The 20,514-nt window shown below is 36.0% G+C and carries 23 protein-coding genes; 14 read left to right on the top strand and 9 right to left on the bottom strand.

The genetic code is table 11. The features are described 5' to 3' along the window. The first annotated feature begins 183 nt into the window (after positions 1-183). From CY0110_RS13430 to CY0110_RS13415, 4 genes are all read left to right on the top strand, one after another. Positions 184-957, top strand: coding sequence for an ABC transporter permease (locus CY0110_RS13430; protein WP_008275989.1), 774 nt, complete (start codon positions 184-186; stop codon positions 955-957). A gap of 341 nt (positions 958-1,298) precedes the next feature. Beyond that, the gene (locus tag CY0110_RS13425) at positions 1,299-2,501 is read left to right on the top strand and encodes a sensor histidine kinase (RefSeq protein ID WP_008275988.1); all 1,203 of its coding nucleotides are present in this window, start codon (positions 1,299-1,301) and stop codon (positions 2,499-2,501) included. A 234-nt stretch (positions 2,502-2,735) separates the two neighbouring features. Further along, complete coding sequence (larE, locus tag CY0110_RS13420) at positions 2,736-3,566, top strand: ATP-dependent sacrificial sulfur transferase LarE (protein ID WP_008275987.1); 831 nt, start codon at positions 2,736-2,738, stop codon at positions 3,564-3,566. 203 nt (positions 3,567-3,769) lie between these two features. Further along, positions 3,770-4,654, top strand: coding sequence for a lipid kinase (locus tag CY0110_RS13415; RefSeq protein WP_008275986.1), 885 nt, complete (start codon positions 3,770-3,772; stop codon positions 4,652-4,654). Positions 4,655-4,686: 32 nt separating this feature from the next. Here CY0110_RS13415 and CY0110_RS13410 read toward each other — a convergent pair whose 3' ends face one another. Then, positions 4,687-4,905: a Calvin cycle protein CP12 gene (locus tag CY0110_RS13410; RefSeq protein ID WP_008275985.1), complete on the bottom strand. Its 219-nt coding sequence runs from the start codon at positions 4,903-4,905 to the stop codon at positions 4,687-4,689. A gap of 210 nt (positions 4,906-5,115) precedes the next feature. Here CY0110_RS13410 and CY0110_RS13405 point away from each other — a divergent pair, with 210 nt between their 5' ends. The 3 genes from CY0110_RS13405 (at position 5,116) to hemL (ending at position 9,175) form a co-directional block, all read left to right on the top strand. Then, on the top strand, positions 5,116-5,922 hold the full coding sequence (locus CY0110_RS13405; RefSeq protein ID WP_008275984.1) for an EI24 domain-containing protein: 807 nt from the start codon (positions 5,116-5,118) through the stop codon (positions 5,920-5,922). A 79-nt stretch (positions 5,923-6,001) separates the two neighbouring features. Beyond that, a complete protein-coding gene (locus CY0110_RS13400) occupies positions 6,002-7,534 on the top strand; it encodes a bifunctional aminoglycoside phosphotransferase/ATP-binding protein (protein WP_008275983.1) in 1,533 nt (510 codons plus the stop codon). Positions 7,535-7,873: 339 nt separating this feature from the next. Then, complete coding sequence (hemL, locus tag CY0110_RS13395) at positions 7,874-9,175, top strand: glutamate-1-semialdehyde 2,1-aminomutase (protein WP_035799368.1); 1,302 nt, start codon at positions 7,874-7,876, stop codon at positions 9,173-9,175. A 54-nt stretch (positions 9,176-9,229) separates the two neighbouring features. Here the strand turns inward: hemL and msrB are convergent, their stop codons facing one another. Both msrB and CY0110_RS13385 read right to left on the bottom strand, forming a co-directional pair. Then, entirely contained in the window at positions 9,230-9,646 is a 417-nt protein-coding gene (msrB, locus tag CY0110_RS13390) for a peptide-methionine (R)-S-oxide reductase MsrB (protein WP_008275981.1), read from the bottom strand. An 81-nt stretch (positions 9,647-9,727) separates the two neighbouring features. Further along, positions 9,728-10,519: a glutathione S-transferase gene (locus CY0110_RS13385; protein ID WP_008275980.1), complete on the bottom strand. Its 792-nt coding sequence runs from the start codon at positions 10,517-10,519 to the stop codon at positions 9,728-9,730. A gap of 268 nt (positions 10,520-10,787) precedes the next feature. Between CY0110_RS13385 and CY0110_RS13380 the strand changes: the two genes are divergently transcribed. After that, on the top strand, positions 10,788-12,146 hold the full coding sequence (locus CY0110_RS13380) for a cyclic 2,3-diphosphoglycerate synthase (RefSeq protein WP_008275979.1): 1,359 nt from the start codon (positions 10,788-10,790) through the stop codon (positions 12,144-12,146). Positions 12,147-12,201: 55 nt separating this feature from the next. Here the strand turns inward: CY0110_RS13380 and CY0110_RS13375 are convergent, their stop codons facing one another. Together CY0110_RS13375 and CY0110_RS13370 are read right to left on the bottom strand one after the other, a co-directional pair. Beyond that, entirely contained in the window at positions 12,202-12,582 is a 381-nt protein-coding gene (locus tag CY0110_RS13375) for a CsbD family protein (protein ID WP_008275978.1), read from the bottom strand. 132 nt (positions 12,583-12,714) lie between these two features. Beyond that, on the bottom strand, positions 12,715-12,897 hold the full coding sequence (locus tag CY0110_RS13370; RefSeq protein WP_008275977.1) for a CsbD family protein: 183 nt from the start codon (positions 12,895-12,897) through the stop codon (positions 12,715-12,717). Positions 12,898-13,335: 438 nt separating this feature from the next. Here CY0110_RS13370 and CY0110_RS13365 point away from each other — a divergent pair, with 438 nt between their 5' ends. The 4 genes from CY0110_RS13365 (at position 13,336) to CY0110_RS13350 (ending at position 17,175) form a co-directional block, all read left to right on the top strand. Continuing rightward, positions 13,336-14,148 (top strand): SH3 domain-containing protein, encoded by an 813-nt coding sequence (locus CY0110_RS13365; protein WP_008275976.1) that lies wholly within the window; start codon positions 13,336-13,338, stop codon positions 14,146-14,148. A 72-nt stretch (positions 14,149-14,220) separates the two neighbouring features. Beyond that, on the top strand, positions 14,221-15,492 hold the full coding sequence (locus CY0110_RS13360) for a phospholipase D-like domain-containing protein (protein ID WP_008275975.1): 1,272 nt from the start codon (positions 14,221-14,223) through the stop codon (positions 15,490-15,492). Then, positions 15,492-15,932, top strand: coding sequence for a hypothetical protein (locus CY0110_RS13355; protein ID WP_008275974.1), 441 nt, complete (start codon positions 15,492-15,494; stop codon positions 15,930-15,932). Before CY0110_RS13360 ends, CY0110_RS13355 begins: the two co-directional genes overlap by 1 nt. Positions 15,933-16,026: 94 nt before the next feature. Next, entirely contained in the window at positions 16,027-17,175 is a 1,149-nt protein-coding gene (locus tag CY0110_RS13350) for a SpoIID/LytB domain-containing protein (RefSeq protein WP_008275973.1), read from the top strand. A gap of 233 nt (positions 17,176-17,408) precedes the next feature. On the opposite strand, the gene CY0110_RS30895 is transcribed toward CY0110_RS13350, so the two are convergent. The 3 genes from CY0110_RS30895 to crcB all read right to left on the bottom strand — a co-directional run bounded on the left by CY0110_RS30895 (position 17,409) and on the right by crcB (position 18,371). After that, entirely contained in the window at positions 17,409-17,684 is a 276-nt protein-coding gene (locus tag CY0110_RS30895; protein WP_232285719.1) for a toxin-antitoxin system TumE family protein, read from the bottom strand. Beyond that, entirely contained in the window at positions 17,627-17,917 is a 291-nt protein-coding gene (locus tag CY0110_RS13340; protein WP_008275972.1) for a hypothetical protein, read from the bottom strand. Before CY0110_RS13340 ends, CY0110_RS30895 begins: the two co-directional genes overlap by 58 nt. Positions 17,918-17,993: 76 nt before the next feature. Next, positions 17,994-18,371 carry a fluoride efflux transporter CrcB gene (gene crcB / locus CY0110_RS13335; protein WP_008275971.1) on the bottom strand — a complete coding sequence of 126 codons (378 nt, stop codon included), beginning with the start codon at positions 18,369-18,371 and terminating at the stop codon, positions 17,994-17,996. Positions 18,372-18,482: 111 nt separating this feature from the next. Between crcB and CY0110_RS13330 the strand changes: the two genes are divergently transcribed. Next, the gene (locus tag CY0110_RS13330; protein WP_008275970.1) at positions 18,483-19,442 is read left to right on the top strand and encodes a LysR family transcriptional regulator; all 960 of its coding nucleotides are present in this window, start codon (positions 18,483-18,485) and stop codon (positions 19,440-19,442) included. A 478-nt stretch (positions 19,443-19,920) separates the two neighbouring features. Further along, a complete protein-coding gene (locus CY0110_RS13325) occupies positions 19,921-20,076 on the top strand; it encodes a hypothetical protein (protein ID WP_008275969.1) in 156 nt (51 codons plus the stop codon). Between the two features lie 123 nt (positions 20,077-20,199). Here the strand turns inward: CY0110_RS13325 and CY0110_RS13320 are convergent, their stop codons facing one another. After that, positions 20,200-20,382: a hypothetical protein gene (locus CY0110_RS13320; RefSeq protein WP_008275968.1), complete on the bottom strand. Its 183-nt coding sequence runs from the start codon at positions 20,380-20,382 to the stop codon at positions 20,200-20,202. Positions 20,383-20,514 lie beyond the last annotated feature (132 nt).

Genomic DNA, 20,514 nt, shown 5'->3' with positions numbered 1-20,514 from the left:
TACTAAACAAATAGCTGTAATTAAACTTAAAATGGGTAAAATGATCCAGGGCTTTATTTTGTATCTTTTCATGACAATTATTGCTAAAGGGTTATCAATTTCTTGTAAGCTTATGATAACAGTCAGGGGATACTGGGGAATAATAAGAAAGTTAACAGCAGTAAGAAAGATATTGTAAAAACAATGAATTTAATCAGAATCTGGATCATTGCTAGTAATGGATTTCGAGAAGTTATCCGCGATCGCATTCTCTATGTGATTGGATTTTTTGCCGTTGTTTTAGCCCTATCTTTGCGCTTACTTCCTGAAATTTCAGTGGGAGCAGATGGTAAAATTTTCCTTGATGTTGGTTTAGGACTGACTTCTTTTTTAGGGGCGATCGTTGCTATTTTTGTGGGAACGGCTTTAATTAATAAAGAAATTGAAAAAAGAACAGTTTTGATTTTAATTCCTAAACCCATTAGTCGCAGCGAATTAATCATCGGTAAACATCTAGGTTTATGTGGGGTCTTAGCGGTTGTAATTGCTATTATGACTGTGCTTTATTTTGGAGCATTAACTTGGGCTAATATTACCTTTTCTCCTGTTAGTTTATTAGTTTCGCAAGTTTATTTACTCTTAGAATTAGCGGTTTTAACGGCAGTTGCTATAACCTTTGGGGTGTTTACCAGTTCAATTTTAGCTACCTTACTCAGCTTTGGTATTTATATTATTGGACATCTGAGTAGCGATTTACTAGAATTAGCAAAATTGAGTCAAAATCCTAGTATCACTGCCTTAACAGAAAGTATCTATTTAGTTGTCCCAAATCTGGAGAGATTTAATCTCAAGAATACAGCCGTTTATGGCATTCTTCCTAGTAGTTCAGAGTTATTGATTGATGCCGTTTATGGCATCATTTATATTGTATTATTGTTGACGATTTCTAGCTTTATTTTTTCCCGTCGGCAATTTTAAGAAATGAGTGAAGAGACATCCTTAATTAGATTAACAATGGGATGTTCTCTTGATTCAATAGTTTTCATTGAGAATTTTACAGAAAGAAATTTATCTATATAATTAGATAGAGGTAATTTTACCTGTATAATTGAATAGAAGTAGCTAGTGAAACCTAGCGAGTCGGTCATTAATCTCCGTGTCTGTGTTAAAAAGCATTACACAAATTTCTACTCCTTTACGACTTTCCATTCTTTGATTTCACAGGTAACTCTCAATGTGTCCGATCATCAAACAAAGTAATAAGACTGATGTATACTTCGACCGACCGATATTTAGAGATTTTTCCACAAGAGACAACAATGTCTAAACCCGTATACCATCAACATTGGTCACAACAGTTAATTCGACAAATTTATTGTCTCTTAAACTCTGATCTTGATCTTAAAGAAAAAATTGTTGATGTATTAGCACTCATTGGGGAAGCATACTACATTGATAATGTGGTTTTGTTAAGCATAGAATCATCAGTGTGCCAAATTTACAAGAGTTGGGGAGTCAGAGATCAAAAGTGGCTGGAAAGCTTTATTTATCAGCAATGGTTTCCTTTAGTTAATTGTAAGCATCAACATCAAATTTATCAATTTCGTCAATTTCACTGTTGTCTTCTAAGTCTTCCTTTATATATAAGTCAGAAATTTTTTGGTTATTTGATTTTACAAACTGAACAATCTGAGAGAAACTTTAGCCCAGAAGAAATAGGTAGCTTAGAAATTGTGACTCATCAAATTGCTATTGCTATTCAACAAATTCAATTAATAGAAAAATTAGATAAAATTCAATCAGATAATCAGAAATTGCAATCTTATAGCGATCATAAAAGCGATTATCTTTCCCATGTTAGTCACGAATTGAGGACTCCTCTAGCAGGGATTTTAGGATTTTCTAAGATGTTAAGAGAAGAAATTTATGGAACTTTAAATGACAAGCAAAAACAGTATGTTAATGGAATTAGGATATCAGGAGAACATTTATTAGCATTAGTTAATGACTTTTTGGATCTCTCAAAAATTGAAGCTAATAAAGAAGAATTATTTTTAGAAACTGTTGCAGTTGAAGATATTTGTTTAGCAGCAATATCGATGGTTCAACCCAAAGCAGATGAACAAAATCTAAACCTCCTTTTAAAGTTAAGTGATCAAGTTGATTTTTGTAAAGTTGATCAAAGAAAAATCAAACAAATTCTGATTAATTTGCTTTCTAATGCCATTAAATTTACAGAAAAAGGTTCAGTGACTTTAGAAGTTGACAAAATCGACTGTTTGCTTACTTTTTGTGTAGTTGATACTGGTATTGGAATTAAAGAAGAAGATCAACAGAAATTATTTCAACCTTTTCAACAAATTCATAGTAACCTCAGTCGCAAGCATAAAGGGACAGGGTTAGGGTTAGCATTATCGAAGAAACTTGCTCAACTTCATCAAGGAGACCTTACCTTGCAATCAGAATATGGCAAAGGGAGTTGTTTTACTTTAGAATTACCCCTTAGAGAAGTCAAAAATTAGCTTTATCTAGTTTCTAATTCTAATCTTTCTTTGACTCAGTTGTTTGAAATCAAACTTGATCTACTATTAGTTGATATAAATGACAGTTATTAATAAATATTTCCGCAATTAATTAAGTTTTTTCGTCATACAGATAGTAGGGGTTAACAGTGGTTAAACCCTATCATTGTTTAGGGATGATTACCTGATTTGCTAAAATGACAGTAAGAGCTTAAAAGATGATCTTAAAATTAAATGCTGACGGATAAACTAAACCAATTAAAAACAATATTTGCAGAAATGGAAAGGGCATTAATTGCCTATTCTGGAGGAATTGATAGTACCTTAGTGGCTAAAGTAGCCTATGATGTCTTGGGCGATCGCGCTTTAGCTGTAACTGCCGTTTCCCCGTCTTTACTCCCCGAAGAATTAGAAGACGCAAAAATTCAAGCAGCAACCATCGGTATTCCCCATGAGTTGGTCAATACCCATGAAATGGATAACCCTAATTACACCTCAAACCCTATCAATCGGTGTTATTTTTGTAAAAGTGAACTGCATGATACTCTCAAACCCTTAGCCTTGAAACGAGGTTATCCCTACGTTGTGGATGGAGTCAACGCCGACGACTTACAAGACTATCGGCCTGGTATTCAAGCAGCCAAAGAGAGGAGCGCGCGATCGCCTTTAGCAGAAGTGGGGATCACTAAATTAGAAGTCCGTCAACTGTCCCAAGCATTAGGGTTATCCTGGTGGGATAAACCGGCACAACCTTGCTTAAGTTCCCGTTTTCCTTATGGTGAAGAGATTACTATCGAAAAGTTACAACGAGTGGGACGGGCTGAAATTTACCTACGAAACTTAGGTTATCATAACTTAAGGGTTCGGTCTCAAAAAGATACTGCGAGAATTGAATTACCCCCTGAAAAGATTAAAGAGTTTGTCGCGACCACAGATTTAGATAAATTAGTCGCTAAATTGCAAAAATTAGGATTTATCTATGTCACCCTTGATTTAGAAGGCTATCGCAGTGGTAAATTAAATCAGGATATTTTAGGAAAAGACGTGGTAAACACGCTAAGCTAACGAGTAACTAAGTCAGAAGTTCCTCGCTACGCTCCGGCGCTATCGCACAGAAGTCAGAAGTTCCTCACTCCGTTCCGGCGCTATCGCACAGAAGTTGTTTTTGTCACAAGGTTATATACCTCGCGCCAAAAACTTTTTGCTTATGATAGCCAGGTTTTTGCTCCTGTTATCTGGATAATTATTGGTCATAAACGAATCCTATTATGACAAAGAAGGCCCTCCTTTTAATTAACCGCCACTCCCGCAGGGGTCAACATAGTTTTGCCCAAGCGGTGGATATTCTTAACGATCTGGGTTTTGAATTAATTGTTGCTCCTATCAAATCCTCTGAAGAATTACCCCGACTGGTACGCCAACATGGCCACAAAGTTGATCTCGTCATTGTGGGAGGAGGGGACGGAACCCTTAACGGGGTGGTTGATAGTTTAATGGATATGCACCTTCCTTTAGGCATTTTACCCCTAGGAACAGCCAATGATTTAGCCCGTACCCTCAAAATTCCTTTTGGTATTCCTCAAGCGTGTCAGGTGATTGCAGAGGGACATCTTAAATATATTGATCTCGGTTGGGTTAATGGGAAATACTTTTTCAACGTGGCCAGTTTAGGATTAAGTGTGGATATTACAGAAAAATTATCCAAAGGGGCCAAACGTCGTTGGGGTGTTTTAGCTTATGCGATGACAGCTTTACAAGTGATGAGTCAAACTCGCCCTTTTCACGCCCGTATTATTATGAATGGGGAACGAATTGACGTAAAAACCATCCAAATTGCAGTAGGAAATGGACGGTTTTATGGGGGAGGAATGGCAGTAGCAGAAGATGCAACTATCGATGATCAAAGATTAGATTTATACAGTTTAGAATTGCAATATTGGTGGCAAATTTTTCCTCTTTTATGGCGACTTCCCCAAGGACAACATGGAGACTTACATTGGGTAAGGACTCTAGAAGGGGAACACTTTGAAATTAATACCCGCAAAGTCCAAGAAATTAATACAGATGGGGAAATTGTGACAGGAACCCCTGCTGTTTTTCGAGTTATTCCCCAAAGTTTAGGGGTTTTTGTGCCGAAAATTGTCAATCCTTGAACCAGTTATCAATTACTGTTCACTGTAAAGGATTATACGTCATAAATTCTGCATTCTTTTGCGTCGGGATTGTCTTGACAATATTGTTGGAAGTTCGTACGCTGTTTTTTATGAGACGCTTCGGCAAAGAGTTCTTCTACTTCATCCCAGGCTTCTGCTGCTTGTGTCGTCTTGCCTTCAGAAGATAGTTTACGCGCTTCTTTGATAGCTTCGTCGATACGTTCTTGTAGTTCAATGTTAGTAGTAGTCATAATTGTTTTTTAGATTCACACCAATTCAATTAACTTACTTTTACCCTAACGTGGACAACCTTGATGTTACCTCGCTTAACTGGTTCACCCAGTTGAGTGAAGTTTGTTTCCTACTGATTAATTAAATAAGTTTTTCGTTCTTTTCTCAATACTATTTTATAATTGATTGTACTTACACAATATTCCTGTGAAACAAAATAAAAAATAATTATGTTACAAATTCTCACAGGTTTCGGTTTTCTTTCGGGAATGAGTTATCCTTTTCGTTTATTACGACTATTTAAGTCTAATCCTGGTCTCTTATCTTATATTATTGTTCCTATTTTAGTTAATATTGTTATCGGAGTTTTTCTTTATATTGGTTTATTTTTCTTTGGTTGGCAAGTTACCCAACTGTTAACGAATAGTCTCATTAATCGCCTTGACTTACTATTAGCTGATCTTCCAACTTGGTTGAATAGTTTGGATTATGTTGTGATAATTTTAGGTTGGTTAATTAGAATTATTTTAAGCTTATTATTATTAATTTTAACGGGGTTTATTTTAGTTCAATTCGGTGTACTTTTGGCTGCCCCTTGGTACGGTAATTTATCAGAAAAAATAGAGAAAATAAGAACTAATAAAGTAGAAATCGTAGAAGTGGGAATGGTTCGAGATATTTGGCGAGCAATTTTATTTGAATTAAAAAAAATAGTCTTAATTTTGGGTTGCGCTGTCTCAATCTTTTTGTTGAGTTTTCTTCCTGTTATTGGTGCAATTATTTCTACAGTAGGCGGTATTACAATTACAGGAACAATTATCTGTTTAGACTTTTTTGATGGTGCATTAGAAAGAAGACGACTAAAATTTAGAAAAAAAGTTAACCTCGTTTGGAAATGTTTTCCAGCAAGTGCAGGGTTTGCTATTATTTGTTTATTATTGATTAGTGTTCCTTTTATCAACTTAATTACTATTCCTTTTTGTGTAGGAAGTGGCACGTTATTTGTTTGCGATCGCATTCTTCCAAAGTATTTATAAAGGGAAGTTACTGATCAATTAAAACAACTACAAACATTTCAATTTTCTGATTATATTAGAGTAAGCTAAAGAAAGAATTATGGATATTTCAAACCTTATTAAACAACTACAAAATCCGAATAGTTATTCCCATACTGTACAAAATTCAATCAAAGTAATTCAAACCCATGCGTCAGCTATTTTCTTAACAGGAAACTATGCTTATAAAATAAAAAAGCCTGTTGATTTTGGTTTTTTGGACTATTCGACTCTCGAAAAGCGTCAACATTTTTTAAATCAAGAGTTGACCATGAATCAAGCGATCGCTCCTGATATTTATCTAGAAGTTTTACCCATTACTCTAGACAATAATCAAGTCAATATAGGAGGAAAAGGAGAAATTATCGATTATGTTCTCAAAATGAATCAGTTTCCTCAAGATTGTTTATTTATCAATCTATTTAAAGCAGGAAAACTAGAAAAATATCACTTAGAAGACTTAGGAAAAGTAGTTTCAGAGTTTCACAAAAACACAATAACAAATGATTATATTCGTGGTTTTGGTGATATAGAAGTTATTAAAAAGTCTATTGATGAAAATTATGAAAGAACAGAAAAATATATCGGTATTGCTCAAACAGAGAAACAATATAAAGAAACAAAACAGTTTACTGATCGCTATTTTGAACTCAAACAAAGCTATTTTAAACAACGACAACAAGCAGATAAAATAAGAGAATGTCACGGCGACTTACACTTAAAAAATGTTTGCCTATGGAATAATAAAATACAGTTATTTGATCGCATTGAATTTAATGAGGAATTTCGCTACGTTGATGTGATGTTTGATGTAGCATTTACTGTCATGGACTTAGATGCCAGAAACCGCCAAGACTTTAGTAATATTTTCCTCAATACTTATTTAGAATATACGGGAGATTGGCAAGGATTACAAGTATTACCCGTTTATCTTTCCCGTCAAGCTTATGTTAGAGCAAAAGTTAATTCGATGGTACTTGATGATGCTAATATTTCTGATGAAGAACATAAAAAAGCCCAAGAAGAAGCTAAAAATTATTATCATTTAGCCTGGAAATATACCCAACAACATCAAGGAAAAATTATCCTGATGTCAGGGTTATCAGGATCAGGAAAAACTACTATAGCAAAATATCTTGCTCAACAAATAAATGGAATTCTAATTCGCTCTGATGCTGTCCGAAAACACATAGGAAATATTCCCTTAGATGAAACTGGAGACAGTGAACTTTATAGTGAAGAAATGAATAAAAAAACTTACGAAACTTTGATATATTTAGGGGAAATAATTGTAAAAGAAGGATTTTCAGTGATTTTAGACGCTAAATTTGATCGTCATCAATGGAGAGAAACTGTAATAGAAATAGCTAAAAAAAATAACATTTCCTTGACAATTTTGTATTGTCACGCACCATTAGAGATTTTAAGCGATCGCCTCTCAAACCGCCAAGGAGACATTTCTGATGCAACCGCCAACTTATTGCAACAACAACAAAACAACGCCCAAGATTTTAATCAACACGAAATGAGTTATGTTAAGACAATCGACACCACAAACAACTGGGAAGAAAAACTTAAGGAGATCAGATGGTGAAAAGAGGATAAAAAAGCAACCATCATCGTATAATAAAACCAATAAGGATTTGATCTTTAGTCCCAAAAGAAAAAGAATCCTAGACATTTCGACAGAATCATCAAAAGTCGATACACAACTGAGATGTCAAGCCAAAAGAAGGGGGATAGACACATTTTAAATAGATATAGCTTGCATCCTCTCAACAGAGACGGTTAAAGACGGTTTTTTGGGGACGCAGAACAGACCATACTTGATGCACTAAGGGGATCATCTAACCTCATTTATAGACAAAAAAGCCCCCATTGTGTCCTATAGAAACCTCATCAGAAGTACGTCACGAACAATAAGGAGATTAATTTGGTTAGTACAACATCATTGAAAACCACAAAGTCAGAAGACATTTTTTCTGCTGCTCAAAAATTAATGCCAGGGGGCGTAAGTTCTCCCGTGAGGGCGTTCAAGTCCGTTGGAGGGCAACCTATCGTCTTTGATCACGTCAAAGGGGCTTATATTTGGGACGTAGACGGCAACCAATACATTGATTATGTGGGAACCTGGGGTCCGGCGATTTGTGGCCATGCTCATCCTGATGTTATTGGGGCCCTTCATAATGCTTTAGACAAAGGAACCAGTTTCGGCGCACCTTGTTTATTAGAGAATGTTTTAGCAGAAATGGTCATTGATGCGGTTCCTAGCATCGAAATGGTTCGGTTTGTTAACTCCGGTACCGAAGCTTGTATGTCAGTGTTACGGTTAATGCGGGCGTTTACAGGCCGAGACAAAATCATCAAATTTGAAGGCTGTTATCATGGCCATGCAGATATGTTCCTGGTTAAAGCGGGGTCTGGCGTTGCTACCCTCGGTTTACCAGACTCTCCTGGGGTTCCCAAAACCACTACTGCTAACACCTTAACCGCCCCTTACAACGATTTAGAAGCAGTCAAAGCTCTCTTCAAAGAAAATCCTGATGAGATTGCAGGAGTTATTTTAGAGCCTGTAGTCGGTAATTCTGGTTTTGTTGTGCCAGATGGCGGATTTTTACAAGGATTACGCGAATTAACTCAAGAAAACGGTGCTTTGTTAGTATTTGATGAAGTCATGACAGGTTTCCGTCTCTCCTATGGTGGGGCTCAAGAAAAATTTGGAGTGACTCCCGACTTAACCACATTGGGCAAAGTCATCGGCGGTGGTTTACCTGTCGGGGCTTATGGTGGCCGTAAAGATATTATGTCAATGGTTGCTCCGGCAGGTCCGATGTATCAAGCAGGAACCCTATCTGGTAATCCCTTGGCTATGACTGCAGGCATCAAAACCCTGGAATTACTGCAAAAACCAGGAACCTATGACCAATTAGAAGAAATCACTAAACAGTTAAGCGAAGGCTTATTAAAGATAGCTAATGATGCTGGTCATAAGGTATGTGGTGGCCATATCGGTGCAATGTTCGGTCTATTCTTCACAGAAGGACCGGTACGAAGCTACGATGATGCGAAAAAGTCTGATTTAGCTAAATTTGGGCGTTTTCATCGCGGGATGTTAGAAAAGGGTGTTTATCTGGCTCCTTCTCAGTTTGAAGCTGGTTTTACCTCTTTAGCCCATACCTCAGAAGATATTGAGAAGACTTTGGCTGCAGCGAAAGACGTACTTTCTAGTCTGTAGGTTTATTTCTTTTGATGGAAATTGTAAGGTGGGCATTGCCCACCCTACTATTAATTATTCCTCGGTTTCTGAATTAAAATCCAAAGAAACCCCATTCATACAATAGCGTTGTCCCGTGGGTTTGGGTCCATCAGGAAAGACATGACCTAAATGACTACCGCAACGACTACAATGTACCTCGGTTCTGGTCATAAATAAGGAACGATCCACTGAGGTTTCAATGGCACCCTCGATGGGTTTATAGAAGCTTGGCCACCCCGTACCACTATCGTATTTAGTTTCAGAGGTAAATAAAGGTTGTCCGCAAGCAGCGCATTTATAAACCCCTTCTCCATATTCTTTATCTAGGGGACTGGTTCCGGCTCTTTCGGTGCCATGTTTTCGTAAAACGTTAAACTGTTCTTGGGTTAACGTTTCTTTCCATTCTTGTTCGCTTTTATTAACTTCAAATTGTTTGTCTGATGTTTTCATGATGTTTTGTTCCTAAATAACTAACAACAAATATTTAAGGGTGGTGAAGGTTAAATAACCAGTCACTGTTCACTGTTTCAACTACTCTATATCTATGGTAGTGGGAGAGTCCCCTGAAGAGGGTTTAAAAGAAAGGGGTTTTCTATAGTCCATATATAAGCGATCGCGCCATAAGAAGAAAGCATCATAAGTGGTGTTATCCGCTAACCCAGGAATACCTTTTCCTTTTAGGGTATCAGGAATGTCTAAATAATCCCCTGCTGGTTGCTTTAAAATAATACTTAATCCGGCAACCGCTAGATCCGCTAACGTGATTTCATCCCCCACTAAATAGGGTTGATGTTCTAAGATAAGACTAAGAGCTTCTAAGTCTTGTTTGAGGGCTTTTGTTGCTTCTTTTACCGCATCCGGACCAAAACCAACACCAGTCCCTAATGCACTTAACACATCTCCAGGAACCGCACCAATTAACGTTTTTAAAAAATCAGGAACTTCTTTTGGTAACACCGAAGTCCGAAAGTTTGGGTTTTGGTTTAAAGCACCAATTAAAGCAATTCTTCCTTTGGTTCCGATGGATTCATCTGCCCATTCTTCGATTAATAAACATTGTCCTCTTTTAACGGGATCGGTAGGAATAATAGGCTTTTCTGGATATTTTCTATCTAAATAAAAGGCGATATCAGTTGAGTCAGCAATGATAGTATCCCCATCTTTTAAAACAGGAACTTGTCGCTGTCCTGACATTTTATAAAGATCCATTTGACCCACTCCTGGGGTAACTTCTATTTTACGATATTCTAAGCCTTTATAGTCAAGAATTAAACGCACTTTCTCAGAATACTGAGAAACCTCAAATTGATACAGTTCTATCATTCGCTGTTCTCTCCCCAACAGTCTTTTTAATCTGTTTATACTGTAACGTTTTTTTACAATTTTGTCATAATTTTCTTGGTAATTAAGTTATTAATCTTTTGCAAATAATAGAATTAAAAATAAAAAATTTGTTATAATAAAAAGATCAGGTTTATAGATTATAAACTATTCGTGAACTTGATTGAGTTGCTGTTAGTAAAAAAGTATTGTTTTTTTACAAAACTAATATTAATTACCATCAAATTATTGATAATCGGAGGCTAAAAAAATGAAATCAGAGCGATCTCGAAGAGATCCGCATGGCGGTGCGCAAACTCGCATCATCATTATGGGGGCAGCAGGACGAGACTTTCATAATTTTAACCAAGTTTATCGTCATAATTCAAACGTGCAAGTGGTGGCTTTCACCGCAGCCCAAATATCGGGCATTGCTAACCGCTTTTATCCTCCTTCCTTAGCTGGTCCTCTTTATCCTGACGGTATCCCTATCGTGGATGAAACGGAACTAGATAGCCTCTGCCAAGAAAAAGAGATTGATCAAGTCATTTTTGCTTATAGCGATGTAACTCACCGTCAAGTGATGCACCTTGCCTCTCGCGCGTTGGCTTCAGGGACTGACTTTTTATTACTCGGCCCACAACAAACCATGTTAAAGGCAACTGTTCCCGTCATTGCTGTGTCCGCAGTACGAACAGGGTGCGGAAAATCTCAAACAAGCCGGTGGTTATCCAAATTATTGCAAAAAAAGGGTTTAACTGTAGCAGTGATTCGTCATCCCATGCCCTACGGAGACTTGGAAAAACAAGCGGTGCAAAGATTTGCAACCCTCGATGACTTAACTCAAGCTAATTGTACCGTAGAAGAACGGGAAGAATACGAACCCCATATTAATGTTGGTAACATCGTTTATGCAGGGGTAGATTACAAAAAAATTGTCAAACAAGCTCAACAAGAAGCCGATATTATTCTCTGGGACGGAGGAAATAACGATTTTCCCTTTATTTGTCCCGACTTACACCTGGTTTTAGTCGATCCTTTGCGGACTGGGGACGAAACTACCCACCATCCAGGAGAGGTAGTATTAAGGATGGCTGATATTGTCATCATTGCCAAGGTAGATGCAGCAGAAGATGCCAATATTCAAAAGGTTAAGGAAACAGTGCAGCAGGTGAACCCCAAAGCGTTAATTATTCGAGGAAAATCTCCTATTTTTTTAGACCAACCCGAATCAGTTCGCGATCGCCGTGTTTTAGTGGTAGAAGATGGACCGACTACGACTCATGGAGGAATGGCTTATGGGGCCGGTTATATCGCAGCCACTCGCGCACAGGCTAAAGAAATTGTCGATCCTCGCCCCTATGCGGTTCCTGAAATTAGCAAAATTTACGAAACCTATCCCCATATTGGGTCTGTTTTGCCGGCCATGGGTTACTTTTCCGAACAATTAAAGGCATTAGAAACAACTATTAATCAAGCAGAAGTTGATGTCGTAGTGGCAGCAACCCCCAGCAACTTAGGAGAATTAATTCAGGTTAATAAACCTATTATTCGTGCGAGTTACGAGTTTGCTGAAGCTCAAAGTCCAGGATTAACCGAACAAATAGAAAAGTTCTTAGAAAAAGTCTAAAATATAAACAAAGTAGAAAACCTTAGTATTAAGATTTTCTACTTTATCAACAATATTAAGAACCAAAGAAATCCTTAACTGCATCAACAACATTATCAGAAGTTTCTTCTATATTAGATTTAGCTTCTTCGACCCCTCTTTTTGTTCTGCCAATGTCTTGTTTAGCACGGCCTTTAACTTGGTTAGTTGTTCCTTCAATATTATCCTCTAAGTCGTCGCCCACTTTCTTTTGAACAGTTCCTGCATCTTCTTGGGCTTTACCTTTTATTTGATCAACAATTCCTTCTGCTCCAGCGCTGTTAACTGCTAGATATTGGTTAGTAACAGCATAAGAGGAAGGAACATTATAAGTTAGTGTTCCTAGAAAGAGTCCAGAAACTAATAATAAAATAGCTAATACTCGATTGATTTTCGATAACATAGATTGAATTGTCATAATTACAATTAATTATTGCGTATTGCAGAAGTGATGAATGTAGATGGAACTCGATAAACAAAACTTTTATCAAAGAAAAGAAGATTATAAGTTAGTTTTCCTCTCTTTGATAATAATCAAATTATTTATCTATTAGTCAATAGCTTGCTTGACTTTCTCTTTAGCATCTTCCACAGAATGTTTTGCTTCTGCTTCTGCTTGCTTCATTTTTCCTTCTGCTTTGTCTTCAGGATCGCCTGTAACTTCTCCGACCATTTCCTGAGCTTTTCCCTCAAGATTTTTCATAGTCGCATCCACTCTATCTTCTGTACTCATGGTATTTCGTGCCTCTTAAATTTATGATAGATAAATAATTTAATTTACCTATCAAAGATTCTACATAAAACAATCCTCATAGTACGTCTCTCAAAGGATAGATTGTTATTAATAGTATAAACAAGTTATCTATTTCTTTGGATATACTTCAATTAGGTCTATCTTGCGACAGATGTTTTTTTAGCTAGTTTTTAGTAATTTTGTGAGTAAGTCTGGATTATAAAAAACAGATATTTTTATTGCACATAATGTTTAAAAAGATAATAAAGTATCTAAGTATAGAAGAAATGCAGACGATAAAAAAACCACCATAAGAGCCACGCTTTATGTTATAGAAATGGCTCTTATCGCTGGAGTTAACAAGAGTTAAATAATTCAAAAATTTATTAAAAAAGTAAACAGATTTATAGCTTTATAATAGTTACGAGGTAACAACTAATGATATTAAGAAAATTATCAGCTTTCGCTAGTATACTACCACTTTTACTAACCCAAAGTTTAGTTAATCCCCTGAAAGCGTTAGAAACAAAGCCAATATTAATAAGTCAAAACAAAACTTGTCGGCAAGTAAACTCTGATACATCTATTAATGTTAGAAATGCACCTACTGGCTTGATTGTGGGTCGTTTAGAAAATGCGGATCAAGTTTATATTATAGATGAAGTTGAAGATGGATGGGTACAAATCAGTTATCCTATTGCCGGATATGTTGATGCAGGTAATTTAACATATTGTGCTGGTGATAGCTCTAGTAATCAGCCTAGTGATTATGATAACCCAACAGCAGCAAACCCTACTACAGTTTCAGGAAGTAACTGTCGACAAGTGAATAGGGATCAATTATTAGTTAGACAAAAACCAAACGGTGAAATCGTTGGACAGTTAACAGATGAACAACAAGTTATGATTGCCAATGAAGGGTTCAATGGTTGGGTTCCCATTGAATATCCTATCAATGGTTATGTTGCGTCTCAATATTTAACCAATTGCGAGAATACTGCTAACCTTCCCACTTCAATTAGAGAAGGAAATGTTTCTACAGTATCCGGTAGTAATTGTCGTCAAGTTATGTCACCTGATGTTCCTGTTAGATCAAAACCTATGGGAGATATAATTGGAAAATTAGAGCAAAATAATCAAGTTTCTATTGCCAATGAAGGTTACGATGGTTGGGTTCCCATTGAAAGTCCTGTTAGTGGTTATGTAACATCAGCTAATCTCGGCAATTGTACCTCTTTAAATAATCAATAAAAACTTAACGAAACTATATACAAGTGGGATCTTAACTGTGTTAAGATCCCATTTTAATTAATAGGACTAAATATGGTCATTATTATTCAGATTCTGTGCATCATTATTATTGTTATTTTAGTAAGTTTATATTTGCAAGGCTATTTTCAACCTGAAAAAAACTATTATTTCGAGAATTTTCCACCATCAGACTCAGAGTATTTTGGCTTGACTGTAGCTAATTTTTCTGATTCATTTATTGTCTCAGGTAATATTATTAACTTTTGGGTAGGAGCAAACGAAATTTACTCAGCTAGACTAAAAGCTATCGAAAAAGCTGAAGAGTTTATCCAACTTGAAACCTATATCATGACCCCAGGAAATCGCGCTGATGAATTTGCCCAAGCCATTATTAATAAAGCTAAAACAGGGGTAAAAGTTCAATTGGTGGTGGATAATTATGGTGTTAAATCTATGCCAGATTCTTACTGGAATAATTTTAAAAAGGAAGGGATAGAAGTGTGGAAATTTAATAAATTTCAGTGGCGAAATCCTCTAAAGAATTTAAGACGAAATCACCGTAAACTATTAATTGTTGATAATAAAATTGCGCTAATTGGAGGTGCAGGAATTTCTGATCGGTGGGATGGTTGGCCAGAAATTGGAGATCAAGAACCTTGGTTAGATTATGAAATAGCTATAGAAGGTAATGTCTTAACAAGACTTTCTGGCTTTTTTTGGCAGCATTGGTTAGATACCAAAGGAGTGATCAATTTTGTTGATATTCCCTCTCAGCAAAAAGAAGAAAATTTGCCCAAAATATTGGTCACAGCTAATGATTATCCTAGTTATAAAGATTCATCTATTCGTTCTCTATTTCAAACCTTAATTTTAGGTTCAACACAAAGACTTTGGATCGCAACTCCTTACTTTTTACCTAATTCTAATTCTTGTCGAATGTTACGGGATGCCAAAGCAAGAGGCGTTGATGTTAAAATTCTCACTATGGGCAAACATTGTGATAAACCTTTTGTCCGTAAAGTTGCCCGCGAACGTTATGATAAATTATTCAAGGGAGAAATACCGATTTATGAATATCAACCCAGTATGATTCATGCAAAAATGATTTTAGTTGATGATCAATGGGTTAGTTTCGGGAGTGCTAACTTTGATCCTCGTAGCTTTTTTCAAAATGATGAATTAAATTTGTCTCTTAAAAATTCTGACTTTGCTGCTCAAGTTGAGGCATTTTTTATTAAAGCTTTTGAAAAAAGTCATCTAATTACATTAAAAGAGTGGCATAAAAGGCCTTTAGGCGATCGCTTAATTGGTTCATTCTGGTTGTTGTTTTATTGGCAACTCTAATGATGAATTGGCTTCTAACTCTTCTCTGTTTGATTTTTCTAGTAACTAGCGTTTGCTTCGGAGTGTATAACTATCAATTTTTGCAAAAGTCTATCCCCATTGAAGGCAAAGTTATTGGTGTCGATAAAAGCATTACCAGAAACCATGACGGAGGTTTTAGCAAAAATAGTTATCCCATCATCGAATATATCCCTCCTCATACTAAGGAAAAACAGACATTTAAAGCATCAGTCGCAGCTTTAAACGTCAAAACACGAAGCAAAGTATGGGTAGCTTATCATCAAAAAAAGCAAACAGCAAAAATCATTTCTTTTGGTGAAATTTTCTTACTTTTTACGCTATTTAGCTTATTTGGTTTAACCTTGCTTTTAATTCTGGTTCCTTTATCAAAAAGTAGTCAAATGCTTTACACCCTTTTAAAACTATTACATATTTTTTAGATATTATAATTTTTTAAACCCCTTAGCCCACCCCAAAATCATCTAAGATGCGATAAGATTTTTCTATCGATAAAGGTGTGTGAGGAAAATAGTAATGACAGCGCAGAATAAAGTCAATACTCAAAGGAAAATTACCCAGACATTTTGGCTAATCTTAGGACGATATGGTGGATTAATTGGGTTAATTTGGCTTATTCTTTGTTTACCGGCACAAGCAACCAAAGAACTGCGTATTGCTGTGAAAAAAGGTGTTAGCGCAGTACAAGTAGGCAGTTCAACCCCCGCTATTGTTAGAGATGCTGGAGGACGGCCAATTGGAAATTTAGCTGCACTGGATGGCTTTACGGTTAAACCGAGAGGCAGTGGTGTTAATCTCAATCAATGGAACTCTAGTTATCTGATTATTGAACCAAAAGATGACGGAGTGGTTTGGATCGGCGATCGCTGGTATCGGGGAAAAGTTCGGGTTATCCGTCAAGGTAGTGGGGTAACAGCCCTTAATTTAGTGGATATCGAAGAGTATTTATACAGTGTCGTCGGGGCTGAAGCTTATCCCACTTGGCCCCAAGAAGCCCTAAAATCTCAAGCAGTGGTTGCTCGTACCTATGCCCTCTACCAAGCTTCTAAGGCTAGTAACCGTTATTATGACTTGGATACCACCACAAACACCCAAGTGTATAAAGGGTTAGAAACTGAGTTTGTGACTACCCACGACGCAGTTAAAGCCACTTTAGGGCAAGTTTTGACTTATGACGGTAAAGTGATTTTATCCGCCTTTCATTCCTCTTCTGGAGGTCATACAGAAAACGTTGAGGACGTTTGGAGTTCTCCCTTACCTTATTTACGGGGTGTGGTAGATTACGATCAAACAGCCCCTGTGTTTCAATGGAGTCGGTCTTTTAGTGCTTGGGAAATGGGCCGTCTCATTGGCAGTGTGGGTTCAGTGCGATCGCTCGTTCCGGAAAAAACCACACCTCACGGACGAATTATTACTTTAAAAGTCGTAGGTAGTGCCGGATCTCGTCGTATTACGGATGATCAACTCCGCAAGGCATTAAAGCTTAAAAGTACCCTATTTACTGTCTCCAATAATAATGGAACTTTTACGATTCAAGGAAGAGGTTATGGTCATGGTATCGGTTTAAGTCAATGGGGAACCCATTACCTAGCTGAACAAGGTATTCCTTATCATCAAATTTTAAGTCATTATTATAAAAATGCTCGCTTAAGCAGCTTAAATTAATGAACAGCGAATAGTTACTTAATGGCTTAGTGACTGTTCGCTGATAAAAGGAAAAAAACTCAGAAAAAGCTAAAATAATGAGGTATAGTTTTTACATGATTTAAGAGGTTTAAATTCCTACAGGATCATTGTGTTTTAAATTTCTTGTAAAATATCAGATAGTTTAGGTACATTTGACGCAATAATATTATCTTCACTTCCATCCTGTTTATGGTGAGGAAAGCTGTATAAATTTAACTTTTTTTTTGATGATGAGGTGCGTTATCATACCGAAAAATCAACTTATTCTTTTCATTCATGTATTGATATGAATATTTGCCCCGATTAATTTTATATTCTACTTCAATGTATTCAGTTAGATAAAGACAACATTTATTGAGAAACTGAATTTTACCTTTAATATAACCTAAAAATTGATCTCGTCTTTGATAAATTATATTGTGGGATTGAATTAACTGGTTAGAGTTAATAATTTGCTGAATTTTGATAAAATAATCTTCAAGTAGCATAACTCTATTTCTTGTAATTCTTGATACTTATTTTGTAACTTATCTAACATCCAAGCTTCTCCCATCCATTCATCAAAATCCATATTTAATTGATGTTCTAATTGCTCAGTTTCAAAGTGATTAAGAAATTCTTCTGTCGAAATTTTATATTTTTCTTCAAACCCTTGTAATCTCTCTTGAGTCTCTAAAATACTGTTTTTAATTTCCTGTAATCTATCAGTTGTTTTAACCATAACAATACCTATTTTGTGAATTCTTCAATTCTATTATATTGCTTTTTCTGTGATCGCCCTCTCTCTGCTCGAAATTTTAAATCTTTTTTACTACCATTAAACCGATAAAAGTGCCAGCAAAACCCCACAATAAACTCATAAATGTATAAATGAATAATAAACAATATTCTTGATTTCTTAATAATAAATTATTTTCTAAAGAAAAAGATGAAAACGTTGTAAACCCTCCACAAAAGCCTGTCACTAATAATAGTCCCCAATAAGGATGAATGGGAAATCTTTCAATTAAACCAATGATTACACCAATCACTAAACAACCAATTAAATTAACCGTCAATGTTCCCCAAGGAAACATTATATCAATTTGTTCATTAATGATTTTACTAATTAAATAACGTCCACAACTACCTAAACCTCCTCCGAGAAAGACCATTAACCAAGACAAAAACTCCATGTCAAAAAACTATTAATTGTTAATTATTAATTAGTTTAGTATCAATTTCTACGAAATCGATAGCAAAAATAAGATAAGGTTAAGATAAATAAGATATTCACAGCCTTATCAATGCGAATTGAGCAACTACAAGCATTTTTAGCGATCGCAGACACGGGCAGTTTTGGCCAGGCAGCGAGTCAGTGTGGTATCACTCAATCGACCATTAGCCGACAAATACAGGCCCTAGAAGGGAATTTAGGAGCATTATTGTTTCATCGCTCCACTCAGGCTAAATTGACGGTAGCCGGGGAAAAATTGTTGCCAAGGGCGAAAAAAATTTGTCAAGAATGGGCAACGGTTGGGCAAGAAATTAAAGATTTACAAGCAGGAAAACAACCAGAATTATGTGTGGCCGCCATTCATTCGGTTTGCTCCCATTTTTTGCCCCCAATATTACAACAATTTTGTTTAGATTATCCTCAAGTCCAGTTACGAGTCACCGCGTTAGGCAGCGATCGCGCCTTAAAGGTATTACGAGATGGTTTAGTGGATATTGCGATCGTCATGAATAATCGTTTTTTGACCACTAGCCCTGAGATGACTGTCGATTTATTATATGAAGAAAAAATTGATGTTTTAATGTCCGTTAATCATCCGTTAACTGACTATGATCAGGTTCCTCATACAGAGTTGATTAAGTATCCTCAAGTCGTGTTTAAAGATGGTTATGGAATGCAAAGATTACTACAAGAATGGTGTTCTATTCATAATTTAAGTATTAATGCAGTGATGGAATTGAATACATTAGATGCGTTTCGTGGAGTGGTTAGACAAGGAGAAATTATTGCATTATTACCAGAAACGGCATTAATTGAAACCAAAAAAGATAATAGCTTAACTGTTCGTTCTTTAGCCCCTATTTCTGATGAATTTAATCAAAAATCTCCTACACTTTTAACCCGTCAAGTGGTTTTAGTTTCAACTAGCGATCGCATTAACATTCCTCCCATTGCTCATTTTTGTCATCTTGTTCGTCAGGGAGTGACTCGGTTTAATGAACAAACTATCGGCAACTCTCTTTCTGCTTAATCTAAATTGTTAACTGGTATTTTGTTTATTTTGTCAAGACCAGCTTTACATTGCTTTACTTTTGTTTAGTATATTTGCTCAAAATTTTTTAAATTTATGGACTTTAAGAGCTTATTTTTGGCTGTTGCGCTTCCTTGGTTAAAATAATACTGGGAATACTTAGGGTTATTTTTGCGATCGCCTTTAAAAGATAATCTTTACTCAAAACTGTTGCCAAATTTCTGAAAAATGGGATAATAATTAATAGGTATTTTCACTATAGTTTATCGACAAGACATATTTCTTTATACAAGTTCAAATGATCCCTCATGGTTAGCAAAGTATTATAAAGAAAATTAAATATTTATTACTAACATAGCTAAACATTAATCATCTTATTACATAATCGGAATAGAGAGGAGGAAAATTTTACTCTCTTTGAATTGAAAAGTAGTAAACAAATTCATAATTCATTTAATGAAGTTTGGAGGCAGATGGTATGAAACTGAATAATATCTTACAAGAATTTGTCCAGTATTTGGCAGAAGGCTTTGCTAAAATTTTTAGTCCGGCTAAAGACGACTATCAAGATATGGGAATACAGCCTTATGACTGTAAACCTTATATTAAAGCAAAAGCTAATAAAATCCTTTAGAGAGAATCACTCATCTTTTTTGTCATTAATTAAGGGGCAAACAAAAGTTTGCCCCTGTTATTCTGTTGTAAAATTTTTGGTGTGTGAGGTAAGTATAAGCATTTTAGGCTTCAAGCATAATCCTTATTTTTGAGCAACGGTAAAATCGCCAAAGTTAGGATCATGAGAAGGGGTTTCTGACTGTTCAACGGGAACATGAGTCGCTGTTTGATTCATTGTGTTAGGAGTCATGGGAGACTGGCCTAATTGCAATGATATATAAAGCAGCCACGTTACCGTACTAGCTAATAAAAAACGTTCTAACATCTCACACCACCTAGAATCAATTGCGCTTAATAGAGAAGATCCATTGAATTAGAGTTTGGCTGCCGAAGGCTAGAGATATCAGACCATTTCCCTAAATTATGACAGTGAATACTGCTTATTATCTTTACTCTA

This window comes from Crocosphaera chwakensis CCY0110 (assembly GCF_000169335.1).
Classification (GTDB): Bacteria; Cyanobacteriota; Cyanobacteriia; order Cyanobacteriales; family Microcystaceae; genus Crocosphaera; species Crocosphaera chwakensis.
Note: the sequence above shows the minus strand (reverse complement) of the source record. Positions and strands in the feature narration are given on the sequence as shown.